Annotated in this window: 25 protein-coding genes; 17 read left to right on the plus strand and 8 right to left on the minus strand. The window is 33.7% G+C overall.

Annotated features, from left to right (window positions below; translation table 11 throughout):
* Positions 1 to 202: 202 nt before the first annotated feature.
* On the minus strand, positions 203 to 712 hold the full coding sequence (locus E7Z77_RS06410; protein ID WP_366510252.1) for a flavodoxin: 510 nt from the start codon (positions 710 to 712) through the stop codon (positions 203 to 205).
* Positions 713 to 760: 48 nt separating this feature from the next.
* The gene (locus tag E7Z77_RS06415; RefSeq protein ID WP_292751652.1) at positions 761 to 1189 is read right to left on the minus strand and encodes a MarR family transcriptional regulator; all 429 of its coding nucleotides are present in this window, start codon (positions 1187 to 1189) and stop codon (positions 761 to 763) included.
* Between the two features lie 147 nt (positions 1190 to 1336).
* On the opposite strand from E7Z77_RS06415, the gene E7Z77_RS06420 reads away from it, so the two are divergent.
* From E7Z77_RS06420 to E7Z77_RS06465, 10 genes are all read left to right on the plus strand, one after another.
* Positions 1337 to 1876, plus strand: coding sequence for a DapH/DapD/GlmU-related protein (locus E7Z77_RS06420; RefSeq protein WP_292751655.1), 540 nt, complete (start codon positions 1337 to 1339; stop codon positions 1874 to 1876).
* 13 nt (positions 1877 to 1889) lie between these two features.
* Positions 1890 to 2279: a nuclear transport factor 2 family protein gene (locus E7Z77_RS06425; protein WP_292751657.1), complete on the plus strand. Its 390-nt coding sequence runs from the start codon at positions 1890 to 1892 to the stop codon at positions 2277 to 2279.
* Positions 2280 to 2392: 113 nt separating this feature from the next.
* A complete protein-coding gene (locus E7Z77_RS06430; protein WP_292751660.1) occupies positions 2393 to 3151 on the plus strand; it encodes a DUF4013 domain-containing protein in 759 nt (252 codons plus the stop codon).
* Positions 3152 to 3567: 416 nt separating this feature from the next.
* Complete coding sequence (locus E7Z77_RS06435; protein WP_292751662.1) at positions 3568 to 5406, plus strand: hypothetical protein; 1839 nt, start codon at positions 3568 to 3570, stop codon at positions 5404 to 5406.
* Positions 5339 to 7393: a hypothetical protein gene (locus E7Z77_RS06440; RefSeq protein WP_292751665.1), complete on the plus strand. Its 2055-nt coding sequence runs from the start codon at positions 5339 to 5341 to the stop codon at positions 7391 to 7393. Before E7Z77_RS06435 ends, E7Z77_RS06440 begins: the two co-directional genes overlap by 68 nt.
* Positions 7394 to 7638: 245 nt before the next feature.
* Positions 7639 to 8076, plus strand: coding sequence for a hypothetical protein (locus E7Z77_RS06445; protein WP_292751672.1), 438 nt, complete (start codon positions 7639 to 7641; stop codon positions 8074 to 8076).
* 524 nt (positions 8077 to 8600) lie between these two features.
* Entirely contained in the window at positions 8601 to 11978 is a 3378-nt protein-coding gene (locus tag E7Z77_RS06450; RefSeq protein WP_292751675.1) for an Ig-like domain repeat protein, read from the plus strand.
* A 412-nt stretch (positions 11979 to 12390) separates the two neighbouring features.
* On the plus strand, positions 12391 to 12867 hold the full coding sequence (locus tag E7Z77_RS06455) for a hypothetical protein (RefSeq protein WP_292751678.1): 477 nt from the start codon (positions 12391 to 12393) through the stop codon (positions 12865 to 12867).
* 248 nt (positions 12868 to 13115) lie between these two features.
* On the plus strand, positions 13116 to 14042 hold the full coding sequence (locus E7Z77_RS06460) for a type II secretion system F family protein (RefSeq protein WP_292751681.1): 927 nt from the start codon (positions 13116 to 13118) through the stop codon (positions 14040 to 14042).
* Positions 14042 to 14224 carry a class III signal peptide-containing protein gene (locus tag E7Z77_RS06465; RefSeq protein WP_292751684.1) on the plus strand — a complete coding sequence of 61 codons (183 nt, stop codon included), beginning with the start codon at positions 14042 to 14044 and terminating at the stop codon, positions 14222 to 14224. The genes E7Z77_RS06460 and E7Z77_RS06465 overlap by 1 nt, the downstream gene beginning before the upstream one ends.
* Positions 14225 to 14250: 26 nt before the next feature.
* On the opposite strand, the gene E7Z77_RS06470 is transcribed toward E7Z77_RS06465, so the two are convergent.
* On the minus strand, positions 14251 to 14808 hold the full coding sequence (locus E7Z77_RS06470; protein ID WP_292751687.1) for a TMEM175 family protein: 558 nt from the start codon (positions 14806 to 14808) through the stop codon (positions 14251 to 14253).
* Positions 14798 to 15379, minus strand: a complete 582-nt coding sequence (locus E7Z77_RS06475) for a TMEM175 family protein (protein ID WP_292751690.1) — start codon at positions 15377 to 15379, stop codon at positions 14798 to 14800. The genes E7Z77_RS06470 and E7Z77_RS06475 overlap by 11 nt, the downstream gene beginning before the upstream one ends.
* A gap of 49 nt (positions 15380 to 15428) precedes the next feature.
* Between E7Z77_RS06475 and E7Z77_RS06480 the strand changes: the two genes are divergently transcribed.
* Positions 15429 to 16841 (plus strand): lactaldehyde dehydrogenase, encoded by a 1413-nt coding sequence (locus E7Z77_RS06480; RefSeq protein ID WP_292751693.1) that lies wholly within the window; start codon positions 15429 to 15431, stop codon positions 16839 to 16841.
* Between the two features lie 43 nt (positions 16842 to 16884).
* On the opposite strand, the gene E7Z77_RS06485 is transcribed toward E7Z77_RS06480, so the two are convergent.
* Entirely contained in the window at positions 16885 to 17607 is a 723-nt protein-coding gene (locus tag E7Z77_RS06485; protein ID WP_292751695.1) for a tRNA-binding protein, read from the minus strand.
* Positions 17608 to 17774: 167 nt separating this feature from the next.
* Between E7Z77_RS06485 and E7Z77_RS06490 the strand changes: the two genes are divergently transcribed.
* From E7Z77_RS06490 to E7Z77_RS06505, 4 genes are all read left to right on the plus strand, one after another.
* Positions 17775 to 18179 carry a PRC-barrel domain-containing protein gene (locus E7Z77_RS06490; protein ID WP_292751697.1) on the plus strand — a complete coding sequence of 135 codons (405 nt, stop codon included), beginning with the start codon at positions 17775 to 17777 and terminating at the stop codon, positions 18177 to 18179.
* 62 nt (positions 18180 to 18241) lie between these two features.
* A complete protein-coding gene (locus E7Z77_RS06495) occupies positions 18242 to 19006 on the plus strand; it encodes an aspartate dehydrogenase (RefSeq protein WP_292751699.1) in 765 nt (254 codons plus the stop codon).
* On the plus strand, positions 19006 to 19728 hold the full coding sequence (locus tag E7Z77_RS06500) for a tRNA(His) guanylyltransferase Thg1 family protein (RefSeq protein WP_292751702.1): 723 nt from the start codon (positions 19006 to 19008) through the stop codon (positions 19726 to 19728). Before E7Z77_RS06495 ends, E7Z77_RS06500 begins: the two co-directional genes overlap by 1 nt.
* Positions 19725 to 20393 (plus strand): Mov34/MPN/PAD-1 family protein, encoded by a 669-nt coding sequence (locus E7Z77_RS06505; RefSeq protein WP_292751705.1) that lies wholly within the window; start codon positions 19725 to 19727, stop codon positions 20391 to 20393. Before E7Z77_RS06500 ends, E7Z77_RS06505 begins: the two co-directional genes overlap by 4 nt.
* Before the next feature lie 42 nt (positions 20394 to 20435).
* Here E7Z77_RS06505 and serA read toward each other — a convergent pair whose 3' ends face one another.
* Positions 20436 to 22007: a phosphoglycerate dehydrogenase gene (gene serA / locus E7Z77_RS06510; protein WP_292751707.1), complete on the minus strand. Its 1572-nt coding sequence runs from the start codon at positions 22005 to 22007 to the stop codon at positions 20436 to 20438.
* 195 nt (positions 22008 to 22202) lie between these two features.
* Here serA and E7Z77_RS06515 point away from each other — a divergent pair, with 195 nt between their 5' ends.
* Both E7Z77_RS06515 and E7Z77_RS06520 read left to right on the plus strand, forming a co-directional pair.
* Complete coding sequence (locus tag E7Z77_RS06515; protein WP_292751710.1) at positions 22203 to 22541, plus strand: heavy metal-binding domain-containing protein; 339 nt, start codon at positions 22203 to 22205, stop codon at positions 22539 to 22541.
* Between the two features lie 8 nt (positions 22542 to 22549).
* Positions 22550 to 23344 carry a hypothetical protein gene (locus E7Z77_RS06520; protein ID WP_292751713.1) on the plus strand — a complete coding sequence of 265 codons (795 nt, stop codon included), beginning with the start codon at positions 22550 to 22552 and terminating at the stop codon, positions 23342 to 23344.
* Here the strand turns inward: E7Z77_RS06520 and E7Z77_RS06525 are convergent.
* Both E7Z77_RS06525 and E7Z77_RS06530 read right to left on the minus strand, forming a co-directional pair.
* A complete protein-coding gene (locus tag E7Z77_RS06525) occupies positions 23341 to 23727 on the minus strand; it encodes a hypothetical protein (RefSeq protein WP_292751714.1) in 387 nt (128 codons plus the stop codon). The two genes, E7Z77_RS06520 and E7Z77_RS06525, sit on opposite strands and share 4 nt — an antisense overlap.
* A gap of 9 nt (positions 23728 to 23736) precedes the next feature.
* Complete coding sequence (locus E7Z77_RS06530; RefSeq protein WP_292751716.1) at positions 23737 to 24669, minus strand: transcriptional regulator; 933 nt, start codon at positions 24667 to 24669, stop codon at positions 23737 to 23739.
* Positions 24670 to 24673: the final 4 nt, after the last annotated feature.

Below are 24673 nucleotides of genomic sequence, written 5' to 3' on the forward strand. Positions count from 1 at the left end.
TGTTATTTCTTCTTGTTTTACTTGGAGATGGAATGTTGGCTAGTTTTCATTGTTTTTTTCTAAAGGAAATATCTTTATTTTTCACCATGATTTAAACATCGGATTGATGGTTTGATGATTTTTCATTTAAAAATTAGCAGTTTTGGGTGAATTAAAATTGGCGTTGAAAAATGGTTTTTTTTAATTTAAGATTATGGATTAATTATTCATTAATCCATATCTTTACGGTGTCTTTTGCGTCGTATACGCTTGCACCTGGAATTGATAATCCTTTTTTAATTTCAGCACCGGCACATAATTTGTCCAAATCCTTTTGTGAGGAACCAAAACCTGATCCTTCATGTGTTACAAAAGGTTTTACGATTTTGCCTGTGAAGTCAAGTTGTTCTAATTGGGTAAACATGGGCATTGGCAATGTTCCCCACCAGTTTGGAAAACCGATGTATACTGTGTCATATGCATCGATATTATCTAATGTTTCTTTGATTTCAGGTCTTTCATCAGCTTGTTGTTCTTTTTTAGCAACATCAATGCATTTCATATAATCCGCAGGATATTCGACTGCGGGTTCTACTTTAAATAAATCCGCATTGTCCAATTCCTGAATATATTCGGCAATCACTTCTGTGTTTCCCTTTTCGATATTTTTTAATTCGCCACCAAAGTAGTTTTCACCATTTCTTGAAAAATAAATTACAATACTTGCCATGATATCTTCTCCTTTTTTTTAATGTTTTTAGCTATTTTCAGCTATGGGCTTTTATTGCCATAGAATTTTTGATAATAGTTTTTTGAGAATCATAAGTTCATCTTCTGTTAGGTCACAGGTAACTTTCCTTTCCCACTCATCGATTATCTTTATTAGTTTGTCTGTTTTTTCAACTCCCCTTTCGGTTATTTCAACAATCTTTTTTCGTCTGTTTTCCTGGTTTTCCCTCCGGGCAATATAGTCTTCATCTTCAAATTTTTTCAAAAGTTTAGCCATATATGCTCCGCTTACACCGAATAGCTTTACCAAATCATGTTGGGTGGATTTTCCTGTAAATCTTATTCTTAAAAGAACTGAATATTCTTTTATGGTCAAATCTTGATTTTCCAGATTCGCATCATAATATGAATGATAATCAGATATTAATTCCTCAACATAATGGTATAGGTACATGTCTTCGGGATTTCTATTTAATTTCATAATATCTGCACATAAGTTTATGAATCATAATATAAATAGTTAACTAATGTTAATAGTTAACTATATATAACAATTGGGAGGATATAATATTTTAGTGGAAATGATGGAAGAAATACATGGCCACAAAAGAGATGGAATCTTGATAAGATGCAAAGAGTAGATTTGGATAAAATTTCACAAGAGGAAATGGAATTAATGTTTAAGCAGTCAAAATTATTGTTTAAGCTTAACCACACTGAACCTATGACTGAAGAGTATGATTTGATTCTCAATGAATTGCTTGATAACAATATAGGTGAAAACAGTAGGATAACAACACCTTTCGCCGGTGCTGCTTTTGATAAAATAAAAATCGGGAACAATGTTTTTATTAACAGCAATTGCTTGGCAATGGCAAGGGGTGGAATTACAATAGAAGACGATGTCATGATAGCGGGAAATGTGCAATTGCTGTCAAACAATCACGATGAATATGAAAGGCAAATCTTAACCTGTGAAGAAATCATCATCAAAAAAGGAGCATGGATCGGAGCGGGAGCAACCGTTTTGCCTGGTGTCAGCATTGGTAAATATGCAATTGTTGGTGCGGGAGCAATAGTGACAAAAGATGTCCCTGATTATTCGGTTGTCGTAGGCATCCCTGCAAAGGTTGTAAAAACATTGGACAAGGATAAATTTTCTGAATAAAGGTTCTGTTATAATGAATGTCTCAGTTATCAACAAAAAACAATTAACGCAGGATCAGGAAGATGTATTGGGAAGATTCATAGAATTTCAAAGAGCAATGATTGAAAAAGACTCAGAAAAGTTAAATGAAATTATGAATGACAACTACACCCTTACACACATGTCCGGTAAGACACAGACAAAAGAGGAATATGTCGATGAAATAATGGATGGAACGCTCAACTATTATGAATCCACAATTGACAACCCATCAATTACAATAAAGGGGAACAAAGCATTGTTAAAGGCAGATGTGACTCTTGATGCAAAAGTATATGGGATGAAAGGAACATGGACATTGCATTCACGTCAAACCATGGAAAAAATTGGTGAAAAATGGTATCTGAGTAAATGGGAAAACTAAAAATTTTTCCCTCTCGATGGTTCTTAAAAAAACAGTTTTACTTTTTTTCATCATAATTAGTTAAATTTATTACTTTCTTCCTTTTAAAATAATAAATGAATTGGGGTGTAGTCATGCCAGTATTTAAAATGAAAAAGGTATGGGATTATTGTACATATAATAAACCGTTTTTTATTCTTGTTTTGATATTATTCGCGGTATTGAATTATTTCATAAAATATTATGAAGACAAGAATTTTTTTCTGGTTTATGGTATTATAATAGTATCTTTGATATTAATATTTGGTTATGGGATGATTATTACTCGTGATAGGATGAATGATGGCGTAAGATTGCCAAAAATATTGGTTAAGGATGTTATAGTATTAGGATTAAAATCTTTTTTTGTCACGGTCATTTATCTCCTTGTTCAGGGACATATTATAGATTTAATATGTTCTCCATTGAATTTTCCAGAGTTTGATTTGAAAGATATGTTACTGGATTTGCCGCATACACTTGATTTATTATTTTCACATAATCCTATTGATGCATTAGTTTTTGTTTTTGTTGGCGCAATTTTTTTTTATGTCACCATGTTTTTCATGGAAATTGCATTGGCCCGGCTTGCAGATTCAGGTAAATTGCTGTCTGCTTTTAATTTAGTAGCCATTAAACGAAATATTGATGTAATCGGTTGGGGGAATTATACTAAAGAGTATACACGTATTGTTTTAGCAATTGTTTTATTCTCACTTCTTCAATATATTGATTTTCAATTCTTTTATTTAAATTATCTTTGGGAAGTTGTGTTAACCCTATTTGTATTTACAACAGAATATCTTGGTATTGGTGCAATATATCAAATAGTAAAAGAAAAAGAATCAGAATAATCGTTTGATTCATTTCTACATTTTTTCATTTTTCAGTTCATGCATATAAGCGGAATTGTTTTCAGGTTGTAAAATTATTGTTAGTATGGAAAAAATTTTGTACTAATCAAATTGAACAAAATTTAATAAACAAGAAAAATCAGTTAAAAAATTGAATGAAATCTAAAACTCAATAAGTTCTTCCAACACTCTTTTTTATGTAAAAAATCTTGCTGCTATTTTAGTTAAATAGCTTTAAAATTTATTTATTGAGTTAATTTTTAATGTATTGTCCGTTAATTGCGAAATTACTAGATATACTGCATTTAAATAATGCAAGTGAGCACTTACTTTCGAAAATCTTTATATGTGGCTTAGTTCATCTATATAAATATTTAGAATTTGTTGTTGAATTTTTATAGGTGAGGTGTTTAAAAATGAAAAAAGTAATAATGATTTTATTTTTAATTTTAATTGCTTTAACCAGTATAGTTAGTGTATGTGCTGTCGATATGGATGGTCATAGTATAGAAACTAACGATACACAAAATGTATTATTGGGCGAAGCTGTATATGAAACTTCAGACAGCATTCATAATAATTCATATTCGTCTCAAGATAGTGCAATTGAAATTGAAAAGGAATTGCCTTTGAATTCAAGCAGTGATAGTAATGAAGATAGTATTATAAATGATAGTGGAAAAAATAATTCAACTATTAAGGGTTTCCGTATGATTTCACCTATTCTCAAAATTGATCAACCCTTACGTTCAGCTGATTTAAATGGGTTACAGGCATCTATTGATGAAGTACCTGAGGGATCAACATTAGATTTAGTTGATAATATTAAAAACAACGGTAAAGAAAACAAAATCGTTAATATTAATAAAGACATGACAATTGATGGTCATGGTAAAACTATTGACTTTGGTGGCCGTAAGAATTGTTACATGGAAATTAAAGCAAAAAATGTAATCTTAAAAAATATTAACTTCATTAATGGTTTTAATGATAAAAGTGACAAAGGTGGTGCATTATATATCCATGATAATACATTTGTCACTCTAGTAAATTGTAATTTTTCTGATAATTTTGCAAGAAAATCCGGTGGAGCAGTTTATAGTGACTATACACTCAAAATTTTAAATTGTCATTTTCATAAGAATGTTGCTAAAGATGAAAATGGTGGAGCAGTTTATGGTTCTAATGTAAATATTTATTCATCTACTTTTGATGGAAATGAGGTTGATGATAATGGTGGAGCAGTTTATGCTAAGAATTATATTAATATTAATAAAAATCAAAACACAAATCAAGGTATAACCTGTTATTTCACAAATAATCATGCCGGTGATAATGGTGGTGCCATATGCTGTGATGGTGAAATCCTTGTTAAAAATGCTCAATTAACTCACAATTTTGCTGGAAGTAATGATGATGGTAGTGCTATTTGGGCTAACATGAATATAATTATCAACAATTCATCCTACAATATGAATTTCTGCGGTAAATCTTCATGTGACCAAGTTTACAGTAAAAAAGGAAAAATTATTCTAGATGGTAATTCCGTCAGAAGCGCTAGTAATTATGATAATCTAGCAAGTGTAAGTTTGTCTAAAGATGTTGTGAATTTCTATTTGAAAAACAGCGATGATATGAAAAATCTTTTTAAGTTTATTACCAAACATAATCCTTCATGGAATGTTATTAATATTACTTTAGCTCCAAACACTGTTTTCAAAGTAGATTATAGTACTTATAATACAAAATTCCAAAAGTATGCTCTTCGCTTAACTGGAAATATGGTGATTAATGGTAATCCAAGCTCTACAATAAAATGTAAAATTAATAGTGGTGGCGGAAAAAAGAATGATTTCATGTATCTCACTCCAAACAGTAAACTTTTATTGGTGAATGTATCTATAGAACATTTTGATCAAGTTTTCATGAATCTAGGAACAATTTATGGCCATTATTCCGCTTTTGTTCAAAATAAAGCTTATATGCCTTATGGTGATAAGAATAGTGGTTTTGAATCATTTAAGGATTCTTTACTTTGGAGCGGTGCTGTTGTTCACAATTTCGGTAATGTTTATTTTGATAAGTGTACTTTCAACGCCAATTATGCTGAAGGTTTTTATGGTGATGTTTTATTTGCCGAAAAGCATGCTTTAACTGTATTTGACGACTGCACTTTCAAAGATTGTGATGATACTTTTATTATTGCTAAAGAAAGAAGTACTACCATCATATACCAAGACCATAATCTTCGATGATTTAAAGGATTGTTATTTTGAACCGGATGCTTCTTTATCTGTTATTTCAAAAAAAACACATAACGGAACTTATGTTTTTAATTGCAGTAATGCTGATGAACTTCAAAAAGTATTATATTCAATCAATTCATTAACACCTAATGCCCAAAGTATTGTTATTAATTTAACTCCAGGCACTTACAATATTAAATCCGAGTGGTTAAGTAAGAAAAATTATATGAGATCTATGAATTGGAGAAGTGAATGTCACAATCCTACAATTTTTGGTTGGGGCGAATATCGAACAAAATCTGGAATTACTCAATACAATTACGCATTGGATGTTGGTTTTATTCCAGTAACTGTTAATGGTAATGGTGCAACAATAAAAATTACTGGTGGAGATGATGATAATCGTGATGGTTTTGCTTTTATTGGACCTTGCGGCATTTTAAATGTTGTGAATATAACACTTATTAAATTTAATAATGTTTTTGAAAATTATGGAACATTAAATGCAGTAAACTGTATTTTCACAGATAATGCGGCTGATGATTATTGGTCTAATGGGGGTTCTGTTGTAGAGGGTGCTGGAAGTTCCAATAATTTTATTAATTGTACTTTTAATAAGAATACCAACTCTAAAAGCCACAGCGATATAATGAACCTCGAAGATTCTAGCATTAGATTTGATGGTTGTAATTTCGACAATTTCTTTAAAGATAGAAAAATCATTGGAAAAGTAAGCGTTGATTCCGTTGTTGATGCGCCGCTAAGTTTAAAAGATAAAATTGATTTGGATAAATCATCTGTATTCCATAATAATGATAAGATTGTTTGTAACAACACAACAATTAGTCGTGGAGGTATAATGTTAGTGCAAGTAAATAATAAATCAAATTTGGCAAACAATGTTGAACTTTCCAGTATTTGTGATGAAATAGATCCTCTTAATTTAGTTTTAAACATTAATAAGGATAGCGAAATTGATTTAAGTAAATTAGGATTCAAAGATAATCTGGTTATCAATGGTAATGGCCATAAAATCAAATTTATTCACCAGGAAGAAATAAAGAAATCCCAATCTGTTACTTTAATTAACATTACATTTAGCGATTATTCCCATATCCTATTTAAAAGTAAAGGTTCATGTACTTTTATTTTCTGTAATTTTACAGGAAATACTGGAAAATATCTCATTGACATTGATGAAGGTGGAGTAACTTTTATTAATTGTACTATCACAGGAAATAAAAATGGAAAGTATTTAATTAATAACGATGAAGGTTCTTTATCATTTATTAATTGTACAATTAAGGAAAATGATGGCAAAATCTATAATGAAAAAGGTACACTTTTCTTTTCCAATTGTGATATAGACCCTGAAACACTCATTCACAACTATCAAACAGCAAATTGTGAAATAATAAGTTGTATCGGAGGAAACAATACTAAATCTGAAGAACAAGAAGGATTACCTAAATGGAAACAGGGTCTGATTATAGCAGGAATGTCTATAGTAGTTGGCGTCGCATCTTTTGCAGCTGGAGCCGGATGTTACTATGCGGGACTTGCAATGTGGCATGAAACATGCGGTATGGTTGCTGCAGGCATATCCGGAGCGGTGATTGGTGCTGCTGGAGGATATGTTACTGATGCTATTATCGCCCATTACACTCACGATCATAGCATGAGATATGGTTTAATGATAGGTATGGCTGCTTTTGGTGCTGTTTCAGGACTTGCCGGTGCAATCATTGAAGATTATCATTTAGAATATAGGTGTTTAATGGAGGAGTATCAAGAGGCTAATGGAGCAGTAAACGTTGATAATCTTAGAGGACAACCTTATAAGGAATTCTTCTCTGATCGAATTGTAGAAGGGGAATTCTTTATGGATGATGTTTCCGGAAGTTTTCTTTCAGAACAACTATCTAATTCCAATCTAGGTGGATCAGGTTCGTTTTCCTTCTCTCAACCAAATCAAATACTTTCCTTTGAAATCTGAACTGATAATGAAGTTATTCCATATATTTTAGGGAATATTTTCCCTCTTTTTTCTTTTTTGGGTTTGTATTTAAAAAATATTTAAAATATGGGCCTTTTCACAAATCAAATTATTCAGAAGCATCTTCAATTATAAATGGATTAGTAATGTGGTTATTTTGTTTGATTCAACTATTTATTTTGCATTTTTAAATTGCTTTGGAATATAACTAACAGTTTATATGCTTTAACATCCAATTTTATTTTATGAAATTTAAAATAATTGATGATTTGGTGATATTTTTAGAAAATATTCTTCCTGAAAAGTATTTGTCCAGATTACAGGAATTTTTATTGAGTGGAGCCATTTTTACAGAGGCAAGTAAAGTTTTGGCCATGCTCATAATTTTTATCATAATCTCAGAAATGGCATTGGCATTAACATTAACGTTTATGAATCTGCCGGTATCAATGTTGATTTTGCCGTTTTTCACAATTCCAGGACTTTTCACTTATGTTATTGTCCAGCAGGAAAAAAGATTGCAGGAGATTGAAAAGTCGGCGCCGGACTTTTTAAGGCAGCTTTCAAGCATGCTGCAGGTTGGGTTAAGCTTTGAGAATGCAATGGAGGACATGTCGCAGTACGGTGAAGGGTCGCTATACGACGAAATGATACTATGGTCAAGGTCTATTTCAAAAAAATAATGTAAATTTAAATCTTCTTGTTTGGATTAAGACAGATTAATTGCTGTTAAATTTGATTTTTCAGCATTGATTAAAAAGAATTAAAACATTATATTTGAAATGCTCTTTAAAATAACATTATAAAGTACAAAATAATGTTTTAATAATAAGTCCTAAAGTATAATTTGGGGGATTCCCAATCATTGAATGTTTCTGGATATCAGTGATACACAAATTTAAGAAAAGGGTTCATATATTTTTCCTATGTTTTAAATATATTATGTCATGGTTAATAATTTTATATATGGTGTGATTACATAAAGATAAATTGATATACACTTTATCGGTTTTATTAATTTGACATTGATGAAGGTTTAGGATTTCGAGGGGGTAATGAGTGTAATTCTTATTCGTTGGCTTAGATTTTTATTCAATGATTAAAATTAATCCGATTGGAGTTTGTATTTTAAAATGTAAAATTATGCTGTCGAACTTAAAAAATGTAATTTGTTGTTGAACTTTAATTTTTAAATGATGTGTATAAAATGATTAACAAGAAAAAGCTGTTTATCAGCATTTTAATCGTATTAAGTGTTTTCATCTGTCTGACTTCTGTCGCAGCTCAGGATAGCGCAGACGCCAACCTGACACAAGATTCTGCTGATGAGGTTTCACAGGCCAGTGGAGACGATGTGCATATTGAATTGGCAGAAATAGATGATGATTCAAAAGCAGCTCAAGAGGATAATCAACCTATTGGACAGTCAAACAGCGAAGATATAATAAGCGAACCCGATGATGGAAGTTTCGCTGCATTGGAAAGTAAGATTGAAAATGCCCCAGACAATTCCATAATAAAATTAGAAAATGACTACTTGTACTCAGGGTCAGGGAAAGGTCATGGAATTGAAATTAGAAAACCCCTAACAATTGATGGGCAAGGAAAAACAATTGATGCAAATCAGAAAGTAAGAGTTTTTTATATCGTCTCTGAAAATGTAATATTAAAAAATATTATTTTTATTAATGGTAATTGGAGGGATACTGATAATGGAGGGGGCGATATATACTCAAGGGGTTATAATACCCTTGTTTATAATTGTAGTTTTGTGAATAGTAATTCTAGAAGTGATGGTGGTGCTGTTTATTTGACTGGTGATCACGGTGTTGTTTCCAATTGTAGTTTTGTGAATAGTACTGCTAGCAATCAGGGTGGTGCTGTTTATTTGAGTGGTGATAATTGTGTTGTTTCCAATTCTAGTTTTGTGAATAGCAGTGCTAAACATGAGGGCGGTGCTGTTTATTTGAAAGATGATAACGGTGTTGTTTCCAATTGTAGTTTTGTGAATAGTAGTTCTACTCTTTATGAGGGCGGTGCCGTTTATTTGTATAGTCAAAATGGTGTTGTTTCCAATTGTAGTTTTGTGAATAGCAGTGCTAAAAAGGATGCTGGTGCTGTTTATGTGAAGGGAAAAAATTCTGCTCTATCTAATTGCAGTTTTGTGAATAGTTGTTCAACTAGTCATGAAGGTGGTGCTGTTTTTTGGAGTAGTGCAGATGGTATTCTTTCCAATTGTAGTTTTGTGAATAGTAATGCTAAAATGAAAGGTGGTACTGTTTATTGGGAGGGTACTAAAGGAATTGTTTCCAATTGTAGTTTTGTGAATAGTAGTGCTAGCAATGATGGTGGTGCTGTTTATTGGTATAGTGCAAGTGGTACTGTTTCTGGTTGTAGTTTTGTGAATAGTAGTTCTCCTGATAATCAAGGCGGTGCTATATATTTCAATGGTAATAAGGGTGCTGTTTCTGGTTGTAGTTTTGTGAATTGTAGTTCTCAAAGTGGCGGTGCTGTTTATTGTAGAGGTGATGATGGCATTGTTTCCGATTGTAGTTTTGTGAATAATAATGCTAGTGATAATGGTGGTGCTGTTAATTGCCATGGTCCTGACAGTATTGTTTCCGATTGTAGTTTTGCGAATAACAGTGCTGGCAATGAGGGAGGTGCCGTTTTTTGGTATAATACTAGAGGTGCTCTTTCTGGCTGTAGTTTTGTGAATTGTAGTTCTAAAAATGGTGGTGCTGTTTATTGGCAGGGCAATAGCGGTGCTGTTTCTGTCTGTAGCTTTATGAATAACAGTGCCGGCAATAATGGTGGTGCTCTTTATTGGGTGCGCAATAACGGTGATCTTTCTGCTTGTAGTTTTGTGAATAACAGTGCCGGCAATGATGGTGGCGCCGTTTATTGGTCTGGAAATAAGGGTAAAGTTTCCAATTGTAGCTTTATGCATAGTTCCGGAATTTATGGTGGTGCAATATACTTGAATGATACAAATTCATCTGTTTATACTTGCATCTTCGTAAATAATACTGCAGAAATGGGCATTATCTATTTTGAAAATGTCAACGAAGAGAACCTTAGCTACTTTAAAATCAATAACAATATCTTTTTAAATAACGCCGGAGGATATGAAATCTCATTCAACCAAATCGACAATAATTCCAATGCCGACTATAACTGGTTCGGAAACAATGCAACCAATTACGATAAGGCGCCGGCAACTAATGATATGGAAATAAGTGCTTGGCTGTTCTTGAATGCTACAGCAAATCTAGATACGCTCAATATTTCAAACGCATCTGAGGTCGTGTTTAAATTATATGCCTATACTCCTTCAGGGGTATCAGAATATGACAACAGTCTTTTGAAAGCCGTCAACCTGACATTGACTCCAACAAAGGGAAAAGTCAATACTACCTGGGCCGGCTTGGAAGAACCTGTTGAATACACTGCAGAGAGAGCGGGAATCGGCAAGCTAACAGCCACCATAGAAAACGTTTCCTACACTATTTTACTTATAGGGCCTAAGAATAACATCACTTCAATGAAAGCCAGTTCACTTACTACAAGAGTGGACATTAATGCTACTGTAAATGTCGTATTGGCTGAAACTGATGCTAATGGTACTGTCACCATCACAATAAATGGCGTAAAATACACCGGTGATGTTAAAGACGGTCAGGGAACCATTGTTCTTCCGCTGTTGCCTAAAGGCAAAACTAAGCATACTGTTGTTTACAGCGGTGATGACACTTATAATCGCAAAACCACTACCGTAAATGTCAACGTGAACAAGTATTATCCGACCATTAAGGCAACCGCTCGAACCGTCCATGTTGGGGATGATGTTGTAATTAACGTTACTAGATTGCCTGAACTTGCAACCGGTACTGTTTCAGTCAATATTGATGGTGCCGTTTATAATGCTACTGTTGAGAATGGTGCTGCAGTCATTGTAGTTCCTGATTTGCCTTCAGGCAGTTATAGTTTAAATGTTTCCTACAGCGGCGATGAAATGTATAAGGCATATAATACCACTGTTAAATTTAACGTGAACAAGTTCAATACTATTATGAAGTGCTCTACACGCACTGTCCATGTTGGTGATGACGTTACTATCAATGTTCAGTTGGCTGATGATGCCGCAGGCACTGTATGGGTTGAAGTTAATGGAACTAACTGCACAGCAACTGTTGAAAACGGTGTTGCTTCCATTGTTGTTTCAGGCTTGCCTGCAGGCAGTTATGCTTTGGATGTCCAGTACAGCGGTGATGATAAGTACAAATCAAGATCAAGGGTTGCCACATTCAATGTCAATAAGTATAAAGTTGCGATGAAGGCGACTGCCGTTTCTGTAGGATCTGGCGAGGATGTTGACGTTAATGTGGTCATGTCCAAAGATGCTACCGGCAATGTCAGCATCACTGCGGACAGCGGTGTCTTTTCTGCTGAAATCATTGATGGCGTAGCTTCAATCATAGTTTCCGGTTTGGCTGATGGAACATACAGCTATGATGTTCAGTATGGCGGCGACAGCAAGTATAAGAACTGCACTTCGAGCGTCACTTTCAGTGTAGGCGATTAAATTAAAACACTATGGATAAGGGAGTTTTTAAACTCTTTTATTTTTCTTTTTTTTGATAATTAGATTCTTTTCACAATATTACTGTTTAATTGGAAACGAGCACAATTGAGAAAACTGCTCAGGACTTTTTACAAGCATGCTGCAGATTGGATTGATCTTCGAAAACGCTATTGAAGAAATGTCCCTGTACGACGAAGGACTGCTATATGACGAAATGTCTTAACAGAGTGTATCCAGTATATGGTGAGATGGTATTGGTTTAGGTTCATCTCAAAATGAATAGTTTTTTTTTAAGTGGTGGGTTATAACATATTATAGATAACAATACGTAACTTAATTTAAATAGATAATTATAATTATGCTTTACGATAGAAACATAATTAACTAAATCTGGAGGAAATAGGTGATGTTAATGGATTCTAAAAAATTAATTTTAGTACTTGCATTTGTCTGTTTGGCTATCTTTTTCATAGCTTCAGTTAGTGCAGGGAACTTGTTAACTGATGAGACTACCATCGCGGGGCATGATTTCAATATACCTGATGGATATAAGAAAAATGAGTCATTTATATCAGAAAATGAAACTACTAAGTCAAACGGAGCTATTTTTTATACGACTGCAGAGAGTTATTATAAGGGTGAAGATGATATAATATTTATTCAAGTGTCAGATTATAGCTATCCGGGTTATGAACTTAATTTGACTGATGCCCATGTTCAAAAGTCCGGATTGGGGGAAAAAGAATTTATTAATGGTCATGAAGGTTTAATTGCAGAAAAGAAATTCGATGATTTAAATGTTCATGCATTTTTTTATGCCGAAGATGGTGATTTGGTTTGTGTAATGACTACAGATGATAGTTTATTTGAACAGATAATTCCTGAATAATAATCGTTTAGTAAATTAATCTATATTTTTTCTATTTTTTATTTTAAATTTATTCTCTTAGTTTGAATTGAATGTTTATGTTGAAATATTCATTATATATATGTTGATAAATTTAACATGAAAAAAATATTCTCTAATCGTATTAGGATTCAGATATTGTCTATTCAATATCAATCTTGTTTTCACCCTGTAAAATTGCTTTAGAATACAACAATCCCTTTATATGTTTCAAAGTTTAATATTATTTCATGAAATTTAGAATAATCAATAATTTAACAATATTTTTGGATAATAATATTTCCGAAAAGTATTTATCTAAATTACAGGAATTTTTGCTAAGTGGGGCTATTTTTACAGATGCAAGTAAAGTTTTAGCTGTACTCATAATTTTCATTTTAGTAAGTGAAATTGTTTTAGCAGTAACATTAACACTCTTAAACCTGTCATGGTCAATGTTAATATTGCCGTTTTTTCTAATTCCTAGCCTTTTCACATATGTTATTGTCCAGCAGGAAAAAAGAGCCCGGGAAATAGAACGTACTGCACCTGACTTTCTAAGGCAGCTTTCAAGCATGCTTCAAGTTGGTTTAAGTTTTGAAAACGCAATGGAGGACATGTCACAGTATGGGGAAGGCCCTCTCTATGACGAAATGCGCAGGACAATAATTGAAATTCGCATGGGCAGAAATTTTGATGAAGCGTGGGCAGCAATGAGTAAACGTTTAAAATCAAGGGAACTGGAAAGAATTTTTGGAATAATTTTAGACGGTCGTAAATCCGGGTCAAGTATTTCAATGGTATTGGTTGATGTTTCCGATGATTTAAGGGAATTGATGGCACTTAAACGGGAGAGAAAATCTGCTGTAATGATGTCAGTCATGTTCCTATTGATATCATCCATTGTTGCAACACCGTTTGCCTTTGGAATGGTTAGTGTGTATTCTGGATTTATGCAATCCAATGGCTTGGAATCAGAACTCATTTTAACAGCACCAATTGCTGGGGAGATATATTTAATAATCCATTCATTCTTGATAGGATTTATAATAAGCATTATCATGTATGGTGAAATAAAGAAAGGATTTAAGTTTTCTCTGCCGTTGGCGGCAGCTTCTTTTGGAATATTTTATGTAATATCTACATTCGGTGGAAATCTGCTCATTGGGGGATTTTAATGGATAATAGTGGTCAGACATCTGCAGAATTCATTTTACTCTTTGGTGGTATAATGGTTGTTGTTTTGCTTGTAATTCATATGTATAACAGTTACATGGACGAACTTGGCGGTGAAATTTCATCAAAAGAAGTAAATGAATTCAATAATGAATTAATCAAGTTAAGCAGATATTTTAAATAGATACTTTCAGTATTTTTCAGTTAGGATTATTTAAATAACTTTGCAAACCATATTCCTAAAATTGAAAGTAAACAGCTGAATGTTATTGCTGGTGGGTATGCAAGATAACCGATTACCATTCCAATCAAAACTACAATGATTGTCCCAATTAGTGGTTTGTTGTTCAATGCTATTTGCAAAGCGATATTTCCTGGGTCGGCGTCCTTTAAAAATTTGCTGAAAATCATGGAAAGAACTGCAGTAATGATAAAGCTCAAACCATACAGGAATTGTGGGAAGAATACGTAGAAATTCTCACCAACAAAGGTTGTCAAGTATGGCAGTAATGAGAATATGAATAAGGTTATTCCCATTGTCCATATAATCCTTGAATTAATCTTATTTACGATACTGAAAACATTATTGTTGTAATTCCAAAAGTTAAAGCATACAATAAAGCTTACTGCATAAATGACAAATTCGTATCTTATAGCAAAGAGTGCTTCCCAGCTTCCGTTGATTGGGAGGGGTAATTCCAAAACAATAATTGTGATAATGATTGCTAAAATTGCATCAATCAATGCTTCAAATCTTTCAGTTTCCATTATCGTCCCCTCCAAGCATTCTTCCGATTAATATCCACATTACTATAGAAATTAAACAGCTAAAATAGATTCCAGGTATATAAACAGTATAGGTTAATATAAAACCGATAATTAAGACGATAGCCGGGGCATGGTTTATTTTGGAATCGTATTCTGCCTGTTGCAATTGTTTGTTGTAGGGATTGCTCCTGTAGAGAGTATATGTTGCTACGGTATATAGGATGTGGGTTATTATAAAAAGTAATCCGAACATGGTTTCAGCAGGGATTGAATATATGTTTCTTGCAAGCCAAATTGTAAAATACGGCAAAAGAGAAATTACAAAGGTCATTGCTCCGTAAATTGAAACTGAAATATTGTCTATATTCTCTACAAGCTGGAACAAATTGTGATTTGCATACCAAATATTATACAGAATTAAGAAACTAATCAGATAAGCAACATACATGGTGTTCAGTTCTAAAAAAGCTCCAAGTGTTGGTGACGAAGGTTGAGGGATTTTTAAAACTAAAACAGTGATGATAATTGCAATAATTGCATCAAAAAATGTTTCAAACCGATTTGTTTCCATAGTCAATATTTATTATTTTCTAATATAAAATATTAATTATGGTGATAATATGGACATGTTAATTGGTGGAAAACACATTTCAGGTGAAGATTCAGAGGACGTAATCAATCCGTATAATGGTGATGTAATTGATACAATTCCAATTGCACATTTGCAAACAGCTCAAAAAGCTATTGATGAGGCAAACAATGCTAAAAGCAGTTTATGCGAGATGTCTGCATTTAAGATATCAAATAAATTGTTCAATGCTGTTGAAAAGCTGAAGGACAATCGTGAAGATTTCGCTGAACTTCTAACATTGGAAGTGGGAAAGCCGATAAATGAATCTTTGGTTGAACTTGACCGATCAGTTGAAACACTAAAACTTGCGGCTGAAGAGGCAAAAAGAATCTATGGCGAAAGTGTCCCTTTAGATGCGGGACTGAATGGAAAGGGATTTTTTGCATTTACACAGAGATTGCCGTTAGGAGTTGTGGCTGCGATAACACCATTTAACTATCCTTTAAATCTTACAATCCATAAAATTGCCCCTGCCATAGCATGTAAGAATACTGTTATCATAAAACCTCCAACAGAAGCACCGTTAACCGTATTGAAATTCGCAGAACTTTTGAATGAGGAATTTCCGGATGGTGTGGTTAACACAATAACAGGATATGGTTCTGAAGTGGGGGATTATCTGGTTACTTCTCCCGATGTAAACAAAATATCATTTACCGGAAGCGTAACTACAGGAATGATGATTTCCCAAAAGGCAGGAATGAAAAAGGTCACCTTGGAACTCGGTGGAAACGATCCTGTGGTTGTCTTAAAAGATGCAGATATCGACAAGGCAGTAAAAGGGGTTATCAATGGAGCATTTTTAAATGCGGGACAGGTCTGCATGGGTGTTAAAAGAATAATCATTGAAGATGAAATCGCCGATGAATTCGGACAAAAGCTGGTTGCGGAAACCGAAAAGTTAATCATGGGAAATCCTTTAAGCAGCGAAACCACTCTGGGAACATTAATTTCTGAGAAAGCTGCAAAGCAGGTGGAGGAAACTGTAAATAATGCGGTCGAATCCGGTGCAAAAATATTGACTGGCGGAGTTCGTGACGGAGCATTCTATGAAGCCACTGTGATAGATAATGTCACACCAGATATGGATTTGGTTGTAAATGAAACCTTTGGTCCAGTTGCGCCGTTAATTCGAGTGAATGGTGTTGAAGAAGCTATTGAAGTTGCAAATGATACTGAATATGGTCTTCAGGCAGGAGTATTCACTGAATCTTATTCCGATGCAATGAGATGTGCACAGGAGATTGAGTCTGGAACAGTATTTATAAATAAACAATCCACATTCAGAACAGATAATATGCCATTCGGAGGATTTAAAAACAGTGGTGTTGGAAAAGAAGGAATTAAATACGCTGTAGAAGAAATGACAAAAACAAAATTGATCGGTTTGAATTTAAGATAATGACTGTACATTAATGTTAAAAAAAGAAAATAAGTATTTAAACTTATTTTAAATAATTTTCAACAAGGTTACGTGTTTCATTGAGGGATTCCATTGGAATTCCCTTAGGCATCTGACCGAGTTCTCCGTCAACATCTTTGAGGATGCTGCCGCCCATTCCAAGGAACATTCCTTCGCTTACAATGTCACTGAATGCCTGTGGTGGGAGCAAAGAGACACCGACTTTATTGTCATCTTTAACATTCATATCATTGGTAACGACGGTAATGGCACGTTTTCCCAAATTAACATTACAGAGCATTAAATTTTCGTTTTTCGGATGTTTTGTAACGCTCATGACCTCTCCTACTTTTATGTCAACTCCCATTATTGGATCATTAATTGGGCCTAATGCCAATCTGTCTTTCAAGCCGATAAGGGTGTCTAAGAAAAATCTCACTTTAGCGATGTTTTCCTGTGTTTTCTCACGGTCTTCTTTTGGAGCGTTGTTCAGGAATTTTTTATTCCAGTCAGGACCTCCCAGGTATTCAATGATTTGTTCCGCTTTTTCCTTTAATGCAGCAACATCAGGGGAGTTAACAAGTTCGTCCCCTTCAAGATAAGAATAAGTTAATGATTGAAAGTCACTGTTCATTTGTTTTCCTAATTCAATAGCCTGTTTTTTATTCCAGCTTCCTCTAAATGAAGCTGTTGGAATAAGATTTAAATAATTTTCTCTTGCTTTGCTTGCTACTAAAATCCTATAATCTTTTGTTGTATCCCACATTTAAAGTCTCCTTTTAATCTAAATTATATTTTTTAACTTTATAATTAAATAAATTTTTTCTATTTTGTTAAAATAAGACTATTTTTAACTTTAAAAAACATAAACTATTTATATTAACAATAAAATAAACTTATACATATTTATTTAATTATTATTGTGGTGTAAAAATGGTAGAAGTTTCAAAATTACGCAGTTTAGATATTTATACAAACACCGGTCATTATGTTGGTCGTGTAGAAGATGTTATCCTCAATATTAGATTAGGAACAATTTCAAAATTACAAGTCAGAGCTATCGAACATGAAAGAAAACCTGCTGGAGTTATTAATTCATTTTTAGGAAGTATTCGTGGTGAAGTCCCAGAAGAAAATGAAATGAGATCCTTCCAAAGTGACTTATTGACAGTTGACTTTGATAAAGTTCAAGCTATTGGAGACATCATGTTAATCAATCCTAGGGATATGAAAAAAGTTAGTGCAGAACCACAAATTCCAGAACCAGTAGCTCAAAAAAGGCCTGAAACTCAACCACAAACTGAAACTCAAGTACAATTCGATTCTGAAAGATTATAATCAATCTTTCACCAATTCTTTTTTTCTTTTATATTAATTTTAATTTTCTTAAGTGTGATAACATGAAAGTAGGAATTATAGGTTGTGGAGCTATTGCTAACATTATTACAACCAGCATAGTTCCAGAAGATAATGATATTGATGTTGTATGTTTTTTTGATAAAGACATTGAAAGAGCGGAAAATTTAGCAAGTTTGGCTGGCGGAATAGCAGTACTTGAATTGGAGGACATGTTGGATAAGGTCGATTTGGTTTTAGAATGTGCTTCACCGGATTCAGTCAAAGAATATGCGCCAATTGTTCTTGGAAAAGGTTTGGATATGATTATCATGAGTATTGGTGCATTCATGGATTTGGGTTTCTATAATGAGGTTTTAACACTAGCCAAGGAAAACAATGTAAAAGTGCACCTGCCTTCTGGTGCTGTTGTAGGCCTGGACGGAATTAAGGCAGTGGCCAAGTTCGGTCTTAAAGAAGTTAGTCTTGTTACCCGCAAATCCCCAAAATCCCTCGGTAAGGAAATAGATTCCGAAGAGGTTTTATTTGAGGGAAAAGCTTCTGAAGCAGTTAAGGAATTTCCATTAAACATTAATGTCGCCGCAACAATAAGCATGGCATGTAACAAGGATATCGATGTTAAAATAATTGTAGACCCTAAAGTTGACAGGAATGTTCATGAGATTATTGCAAAAGGGGACTTTGGTGAGTTCAGAACAACAACCATGAATTTGCCTTGCGAAGCTAATCCAAAGACAAGTATGTTGGCTGCACTTTCCGCAATACGTTTGCTTAAAAGTTTCAACGAAACCATTTGTGTGGGAATGTAATGAAGGATTATGAAATTTATTCATCACTTAAGGTTCCAAAAAACTCCAAAATAATTATTCGTTTGGATGGCAGAAGTTTCCATTCACTTGCCCGTGATTTGAAACTTGTAAAACCTTATGATGAAAATTTTTATAATGTCATTTCAGAAGTTTGTGAAGACCTGTTCAAGGAATTTTCACCACTTTTTGTTTACACATTTTCAGATGAGATAAGTCTGCTTTTAGATAACATTCCTTTTGAAGGCAGAGTAGAAAAGATTGATTCAGTCATTGCCAGTTTTGCAGCAAGCTCTTTTGTCATGCACTACAATACCCAATTTAAGAAGCCTCCAGCTTTTGATTCAAGAATCATTCCAATAGCTGATAATGATATCTTAAAATATTTCAAATGGAGGCAGGATGAATCATGGAGAAACTGCGTCAATTCACATGGTATATCATACCTCAAATCTATATACTCAAATACTGAAGCGAATGATAAAATAAATGGCATGAATTTGAGTGATGTTCATGAATTATTATTTGAAAATGGAATTAACTTGAATGATGTTGAAACTTATAAAAAAAGAGGAATTGCAGTATATAGGAAAACTAAGGAAGTCATAGGTTTCAATAAAAAAGAGAAGATTAATCAAACTTCATATAGGAGTTATGTTTTCACTGACTGGGAACTTCCTATTTTCAATAAAGAATTTTTCACAGAAATCGGGGTTATTAAATGAGTTTTATTTCAAAATTGTTCTCAAACAATGATGAGGAATTTAACGAGGTTAGGGTTGATAGAGAAGTACTGGAATCTGTCATCTATTATTCAAAGGAAGCCTATCCAAATGAATTTTTAGCATTTTTCGATGGCCAAATAAAAGATAAAGTTCTCTACATAACAGGTCTGATATTCGTGCCCGGCGAAACATGTGAGACCGGAGCTACTGTTCACACGGAAATGATTCCGATAAATACAAAATATTGGGGATCAGTTCACTCACACCCGGGACCGAGTGCAATGCCGTCTGATGCCGACTTGATTACATTTTCAAAAAACGGTTACTTTCACATGATTGTTTGTTTGCCTTATTCTTTGGACACATTCAGATCATATGATAGGTATGGCCAGCACTTGGATTATACCATTGGGGATTACAGCTATCTGATTGAAAATAATGATGACGATTTTTTTGATGAAAGTGATGTTTTAACTGATGACGATGAATTCGAACCGGGCTTTCTTGATGAAGATGACGATGAATTTTTCAGAAGTCTTGACGAGGAAAAAGTAAATCATTATGAAAGCTATGAAAAAAGAAATCAAATGCAAAATCAGTCAGTTAAAATAGTGATTAGTTCCGACGGTACTGTAAAAAGAATCTATCGTGAATTCGAAGATTAAAAAAAAATAAAAAAATAAAAAACAATTATGGTGAAATTGTTTTTATAATTCTAATCCATTAGCTTCATATACATTATCTAAAGCTTGGATTTCTTTAATGACTCCTTTTGGAATCTCTTTATCTAAAGTTAGAACCATAATAGCGTTTCCGCCTTTTTCATCTCTTCCAACTTGCATGATTCCAATATTTACATTATGTTCTCCTAATTTGGTTCCTATTTTACCAATACTTCCAGGAACATCTTCATATTTTGCAATGAACATGTGTCCTTCAGGAATAACATCGACCCAGTAGTCATTAACTTTTAGGATTCTTGCTTCATGTAATTGTGTTCCTTCAGCTGAGAAAACATCATCTTTACTTTTTGCAATAACTTTAATCAATGATTCATATCCTTTGGCATTATTTTTCCTGCCTTCTGTAATGCTGATTCCTCTGTCTTTTGCAACCAATGCAGCATTAACAGCATTAACAGGAGAACTTAAGAATGGGTTTACGGCACCTTGGATAACAGTTCTTGTTAATATTTCAAGGTTATCGATTTCAGCGATTTCTCCGCTGTAGACAATTTCAATTTCTTTTATTTTACCGTTAACTCCCTGTGAGATGAAAGCACCTAATTTTTCACATAGTTCCATGTACGGACTTAATTCCTGATAGGTATTCCTGTCGATACGAGGCATGTTCAATACGTTTTTAGGTGTATTTCCTTTTGCCAAATCGATAATTTCGTCAGCCACGATAATTGCAGCATCTCTTTGAGCTTCTTTGGTTGAAGCTGCAATATGAGGAGTCAATACGATATTATCAAGTTCGAATAATTTTGAATCTTTAGGAGGTTCTTCTTCATATACATCAAGTGCAGCGCCACCGATTTTATCATTTAATAATGCATCGTATAATGCGTCTTCATCAATAACTCCACCACGAGCACAGTTAACGATAAATGCACCGTCTTTCATTAATTCAAATTGCTCGGTAGAGATTGAATGTTTGGTTTCTGGTGTGAGAGGCACATGGATAGTGATGAAGTCTGAATTTTTAAGCACGGTGTCCAAATCAGTTAGTTCAACGCCCATTTGCATTGCCACTTCTTCTGGCAAGTATGGGTCGTATGCCATAGCATCCATTCCAAATGCTTTACATCTGTTGACAACTTGGGAACCGATTCTTCCCATTCCGATTACACCGAGTGTTTTGTTTCTAAGTTCAACACCCATGAATTTTTTCTTTTCCCATTTGCCTTCTTTAACAGACTTATCTGCAATGGAGATTTTACGTGCCATGCTTAGGATTAATCCCATTGTGTGTTCAGCCACGGTAACTGATGTTGATTCAGGAGAGTTTACAACCATAATACCTTTTTCGGTTGCTGCATTAAGGTCGATATTGTCTACTCCAACACCTGCTCTTGCGATAATCTGCAAATTATCAGCTTTTTCAATGAGATCTGCAGTTAGTTTTGTCCGACTTCTTACAATAATTCCGTTATATTCGTGAATGGTATTTGCTAATTCTTCAGGAGTAATGTTGGTATCAACAACTACTTCCGCTACCTCCTTTAAATTTTCAATACCTTTTTCATTTATAGCATCTGCAATAAGTACTTTCATTTTTTCACCATAATCTGTTATTTTGAAAAGAATATTTAATAATAAATATTACTTAAATCTATGTGTTTTATAATATTTAAAATTAAATAATAATCACAGAATTATTGCATTTAGATAACATTAAATATGATTTTATATAAACTATTTTTTAGATGTTATTTCCAGTATTTAACATTAACTTAATGAGGTGTAAAAATGGTATCTGTTAATGAATTCGCAATTTCAACCGCAAATGATATTCCGGGATTTAAAATTATTGAAACTAAAGGATTTATTTATGGTTTAACTGTCAGAAGTAGAGGTGCCGGTGGACAAATCGGTGCAGGTATCAAATCTCTTTTCGGTGGTGAAATCACACAATATGTTAAAATGATGGAAGAATCAAGGGAGGAAGCATTACACAGAGCAATTCAACATGCAAGAGAACTCGGTGCTAATGGTATTGTAGCAATCAGATTCGACTCAAATGAAATTTCTGATGTAATGCAGGAAATCTTGGTTTACGGAACTGCTGTAGTAGTTGAAAAAGAATAGTGATATACATGTTTTTTGAGGATTTAGAATATAAAGGGAAATCCATTCCACAAACTATTTTAGGCTATGGTCCTTTCATGGCTGAACTTTATTTTGGTCACAGGTCAAGATTATACTTGGATGATTTATATAATAATCCTCAAAATATTTCTGAAGTTATTGTAGAATCATATAATCAGGGTGTAAGGGCGATTAATTTAGTCAATGATGATAACCTGCTTAAGGCGTATGATATTGCTGTGAGTGAAGGCTGTGAGATGAAAGTAATCGCAACCATCGGCAAAACTGATGTTGACTATCTGAATCCGAATTACGAAATTGCAAAGGAAGCGGATTGGGATGAGGACATTGAATTGTTTAGCCAATATGACTGTCCGTTGATGCTTGTTGATGAGTTTATAACTGATGCTTATGATTGGACATTAACATCAAGGATTTTGAATAGAATCAGGGATACCGGTGCCCTGTCAGGTCTTGTCACTGCTTTTCCAATGAGAACAACCGAGTTAATTGGCCAGAATTTAGATATGGATCTGTTTGATTTTTATATGATTCCATATAATAGCCTTTCATATATGATGGATATTAGTGCATTCAATGCTTCTCAAAGGAAAGAATTCATAGAAAAAGTAGTAAACTTAAATAAAAAAGTAATAGCTACTAGGATTCTAGCAGCAGGGGTATTAAAACCTCAGGAAGCATTCACATTTTATAAAAATGCTGATTTTGTGGATGCAATCTGTATGGGTGTTGCCAGCGTCAGTGAAGCCCGCGACGATTTCACACTATTAAAAGAATATTAGAGTTTAACAACTTCGTATTCTTCAAAAGGAACATGTCCATCGGCTTCGAGTGATAGATTCAAATCCATCAATCCGTTAATCAAATCGGTTATATTTTTATTTGATGGTTTTTTGCCGGTTATTTGAAGATATTGTCTAGGTGAGATTTCACAGTACTCACACTCAAAATTACAGCATCTGTCCTTTTCTTCGCAACCGTATCCTTCCTGAGATTCGTCGGTTCCGATTACGATATCATCTAAAATTCTTGAAACTCTTTCATCTGATGCAAACATGGCTATTTTTTGGGTTTTACCACATATTCCTATAGCCTTTTGTCCTTTAAAGTTACAAACCCATTTGATGGGATAGTTTTCCATGCCAGTAATTTGTAAATTTTCCATATTACCACTCTAATTTTCTTTTCTTTCTCTAATCATTTTCAATAGTTCCTTTGAATTTTCAAATTCCTTCAATTCCCATGATTTAATAACAGGGATTGTACCTATTGACTCCTTAATCTTATCATTGTTAATTATAAAAACAGGCTCTGATGTTGTAACCATAGACAAGTCCTTCAATGGTATTGCCATTCTTTTTAAAGTTTTTTCGTTCCTGTTTTTTTCAACATTTGCCATTAATGGTGAATGTTTATCTGAAGTTTTCATTTTAGCAACAGCATCAAAAGGACTTTTATTGGTTGACAAAACCCCGTATCCTAATTTTGACAGGTCCTTAACGTCATCGCTATATTTGACCTCTTCATTTTGAGGCTGTTTCAGCAGATCAATATCCAATGTGACTTTGGTATTGAGGATTTCTTCCAAAATCATTGCTGTTTCAGTATTTGCGCGCACAATTCCGTTTTCATACTTGTACATTGTAGCGCGGGATACATGCGCAAGGCTTGCCAAATCTTTTAGAGACATTGAATACTCTTCACGGTACTGTTTTATGACATTGCCGTCTATTTTAACAAAATACCCTCCACGATCCGCTAGGATTTCAGGCGATTCGCCGTATATGATCATGTTCTTTAAGGTTTCAAAAGTAATTGTTGGAATTTCATATCTTTCATACACCACTCCATCTTCCAAAATTCCATTCCTTGATTTTTCTCCGATAATGATTGGTGATGCGAGAAAGATATTGGCTAGCTGCTTCATTTCATGAGCATTATGCTCATTGATGCTGTCTATATTCAAAAATGTTTTCAGAAGCAAAATCTGCAGGTTTTTCCTTGCCACTATATCAAATGAGCCCTGTTCATAAATATCGGAGGTTTTAAAACCTTGTGATTTTAATAGATTTTCAATATTTTGCAGCATTTGGCTTCGTGTCAACATTTTT

It is taken from the genome of Methanobrevibacter sp., assembly GCF_015062985.1.
In the GTDB taxonomy this organism is placed as follows: domain Archaea; phylum Methanobacteriota; class Methanobacteria; order Methanobacteriales; family Methanobacteriaceae; genus Methanocatella.

Excerpts from the sequence above, each read along its gene's own strand:
- E7Z77_RS06440 (WP_292751665.1), top strand. The coding sequence starts at position 5,339 with ATGATACTTTTATTATTGCTAAAGAAAGAAGTACTACCATCATATACC.
- serA (WP_292751707.1), bottom strand. The coding sequence starts at position 22,007 with ATGAAAGTACTTATTGCAGATGCTATAAATGAAAAAGGTATTGAAAAT.
- E7Z77_RS06465 (WP_292751684.1), top strand. The coding sequence starts at position 14,042 with ATGGATAATAGTGGTCAGACATCTGCAGAATTCATTTTACTCTTTGGT.
- E7Z77_RS06415 (WP_292751652.1), bottom strand. The coding sequence starts at position 1,189 with ATGAAATTAAATAGAAATCCCGAAGACATGTACCTATACCATTATGTT.
- E7Z77_RS06455 (WP_292751678.1), top strand. The coding sequence starts at position 12,391 with ATGGATTCTAAAAAATTAATTTTAGTACTTGCATTTGTCTGTTTGGCT.
- E7Z77_RS06495 (WP_292751699.1), top strand. The coding sequence starts at position 18,242 with ATGAAAGTAGGAATTATAGGTTGTGGAGCTATTGCTAACATTATTACA.
- E7Z77_RS06530 (WP_292751716.1), bottom strand. The coding sequence starts at position 24,669 with ATGTTGACACGAAGCCAAATGCTGCAAAATATTGAAAATCTATTAAAA.
- E7Z77_RS06425 (WP_292751657.1), top strand. The coding sequence starts at position 1,890 with ATGAATGTCTCAGTTATCAACAAAAAACAATTAACGCAGGATCAGGAA.
- E7Z77_RS06460 (WP_292751681.1), top strand. The coding sequence starts at position 13,116 with ATGAAATTTAGAATAATCAATAATTTAACAATATTTTTGGATAATAAT.
- E7Z77_RS06430 (WP_292751660.1), top strand. The coding sequence starts at position 2,393 with ATGCCAGTATTTAAAATGAAAAAGGTATGGGATTATTGTACATATAAT.
- E7Z77_RS06475 (WP_292751690.1), bottom strand. The coding sequence starts at position 15,379 with ATGGAAACAAATCGGTTTGAAACATTTTTTGATGCAATTATTGCAATT.
- E7Z77_RS06525 (WP_292751714.1), bottom strand. The coding sequence starts at position 23,727 with ATGGAAAATTTACAAATTACTGGCATGGAAAACTATCCCATCAAATGG.
- E7Z77_RS06435 (WP_292751662.1), top strand. The coding sequence starts at position 3,568 with ATGAAAAAAGTAATAATGATTTTATTTTTAATTTTAATTGCTTTAACC.
- E7Z77_RS06445 (WP_292751672.1), top strand. The coding sequence starts at position 7,639 with ATGAAATTTAAAATAATTGATGATTTGGTGATATTTTTAGAAAATATT.
- E7Z77_RS06485 (WP_292751695.1), bottom strand. The coding sequence starts at position 17,607 with ATGTGGGATACAACAAAAGATTATAGGATTTTAGTAGCAAGCAAAGCA.
- E7Z77_RS06450 (WP_292751675.1), top strand. The coding sequence starts at position 8,601 with ATGATTAACAAGAAAAAGCTGTTTATCAGCATTTTAATCGTATTAAGT.
- E7Z77_RS06470 (WP_292751687.1), bottom strand. The coding sequence starts at position 14,808 with ATGGAAACTGAAAGATTTGAAGCATTGATTGATGCAATTTTAGCAATC.
- E7Z77_RS06515 (WP_292751710.1), top strand. The coding sequence starts at position 22,203 with ATGGTATCTGTTAATGAATTCGCAATTTCAACCGCAAATGATATTCCG.
- E7Z77_RS06520 (WP_292751713.1), top strand. The coding sequence starts at position 22,550 with ATGTTTTTTGAGGATTTAGAATATAAAGGGAAATCCATTCCACAAACT.
- E7Z77_RS06480 (WP_292751693.1), top strand. The coding sequence starts at position 15,429 with ATGGACATGTTAATTGGTGGAAAACACATTTCAGGTGAAGATTCAGAG.
- E7Z77_RS06420 (WP_292751655.1), top strand. The coding sequence starts at position 1,337 with ATGCAAAGAGTAGATTTGGATAAAATTTCACAAGAGGAAATGGAATTA.
- E7Z77_RS06505 (WP_292751705.1), top strand. The coding sequence starts at position 19,725 with ATGAGTTTTATTTCAAAATTGTTCTCAAACAATGATGAGGAATTTAAC.
- E7Z77_RS06490 (WP_292751697.1), top strand. The coding sequence starts at position 17,775 with ATGGTAGAAGTTTCAAAATTACGCAGTTTAGATATTTATACAAACACC.
- E7Z77_RS06500 (WP_292751702.1), top strand. The coding sequence starts at position 19,006 with ATGAAGGATTATGAAATTTATTCATCACTTAAGGTTCCAAAAAACTCC.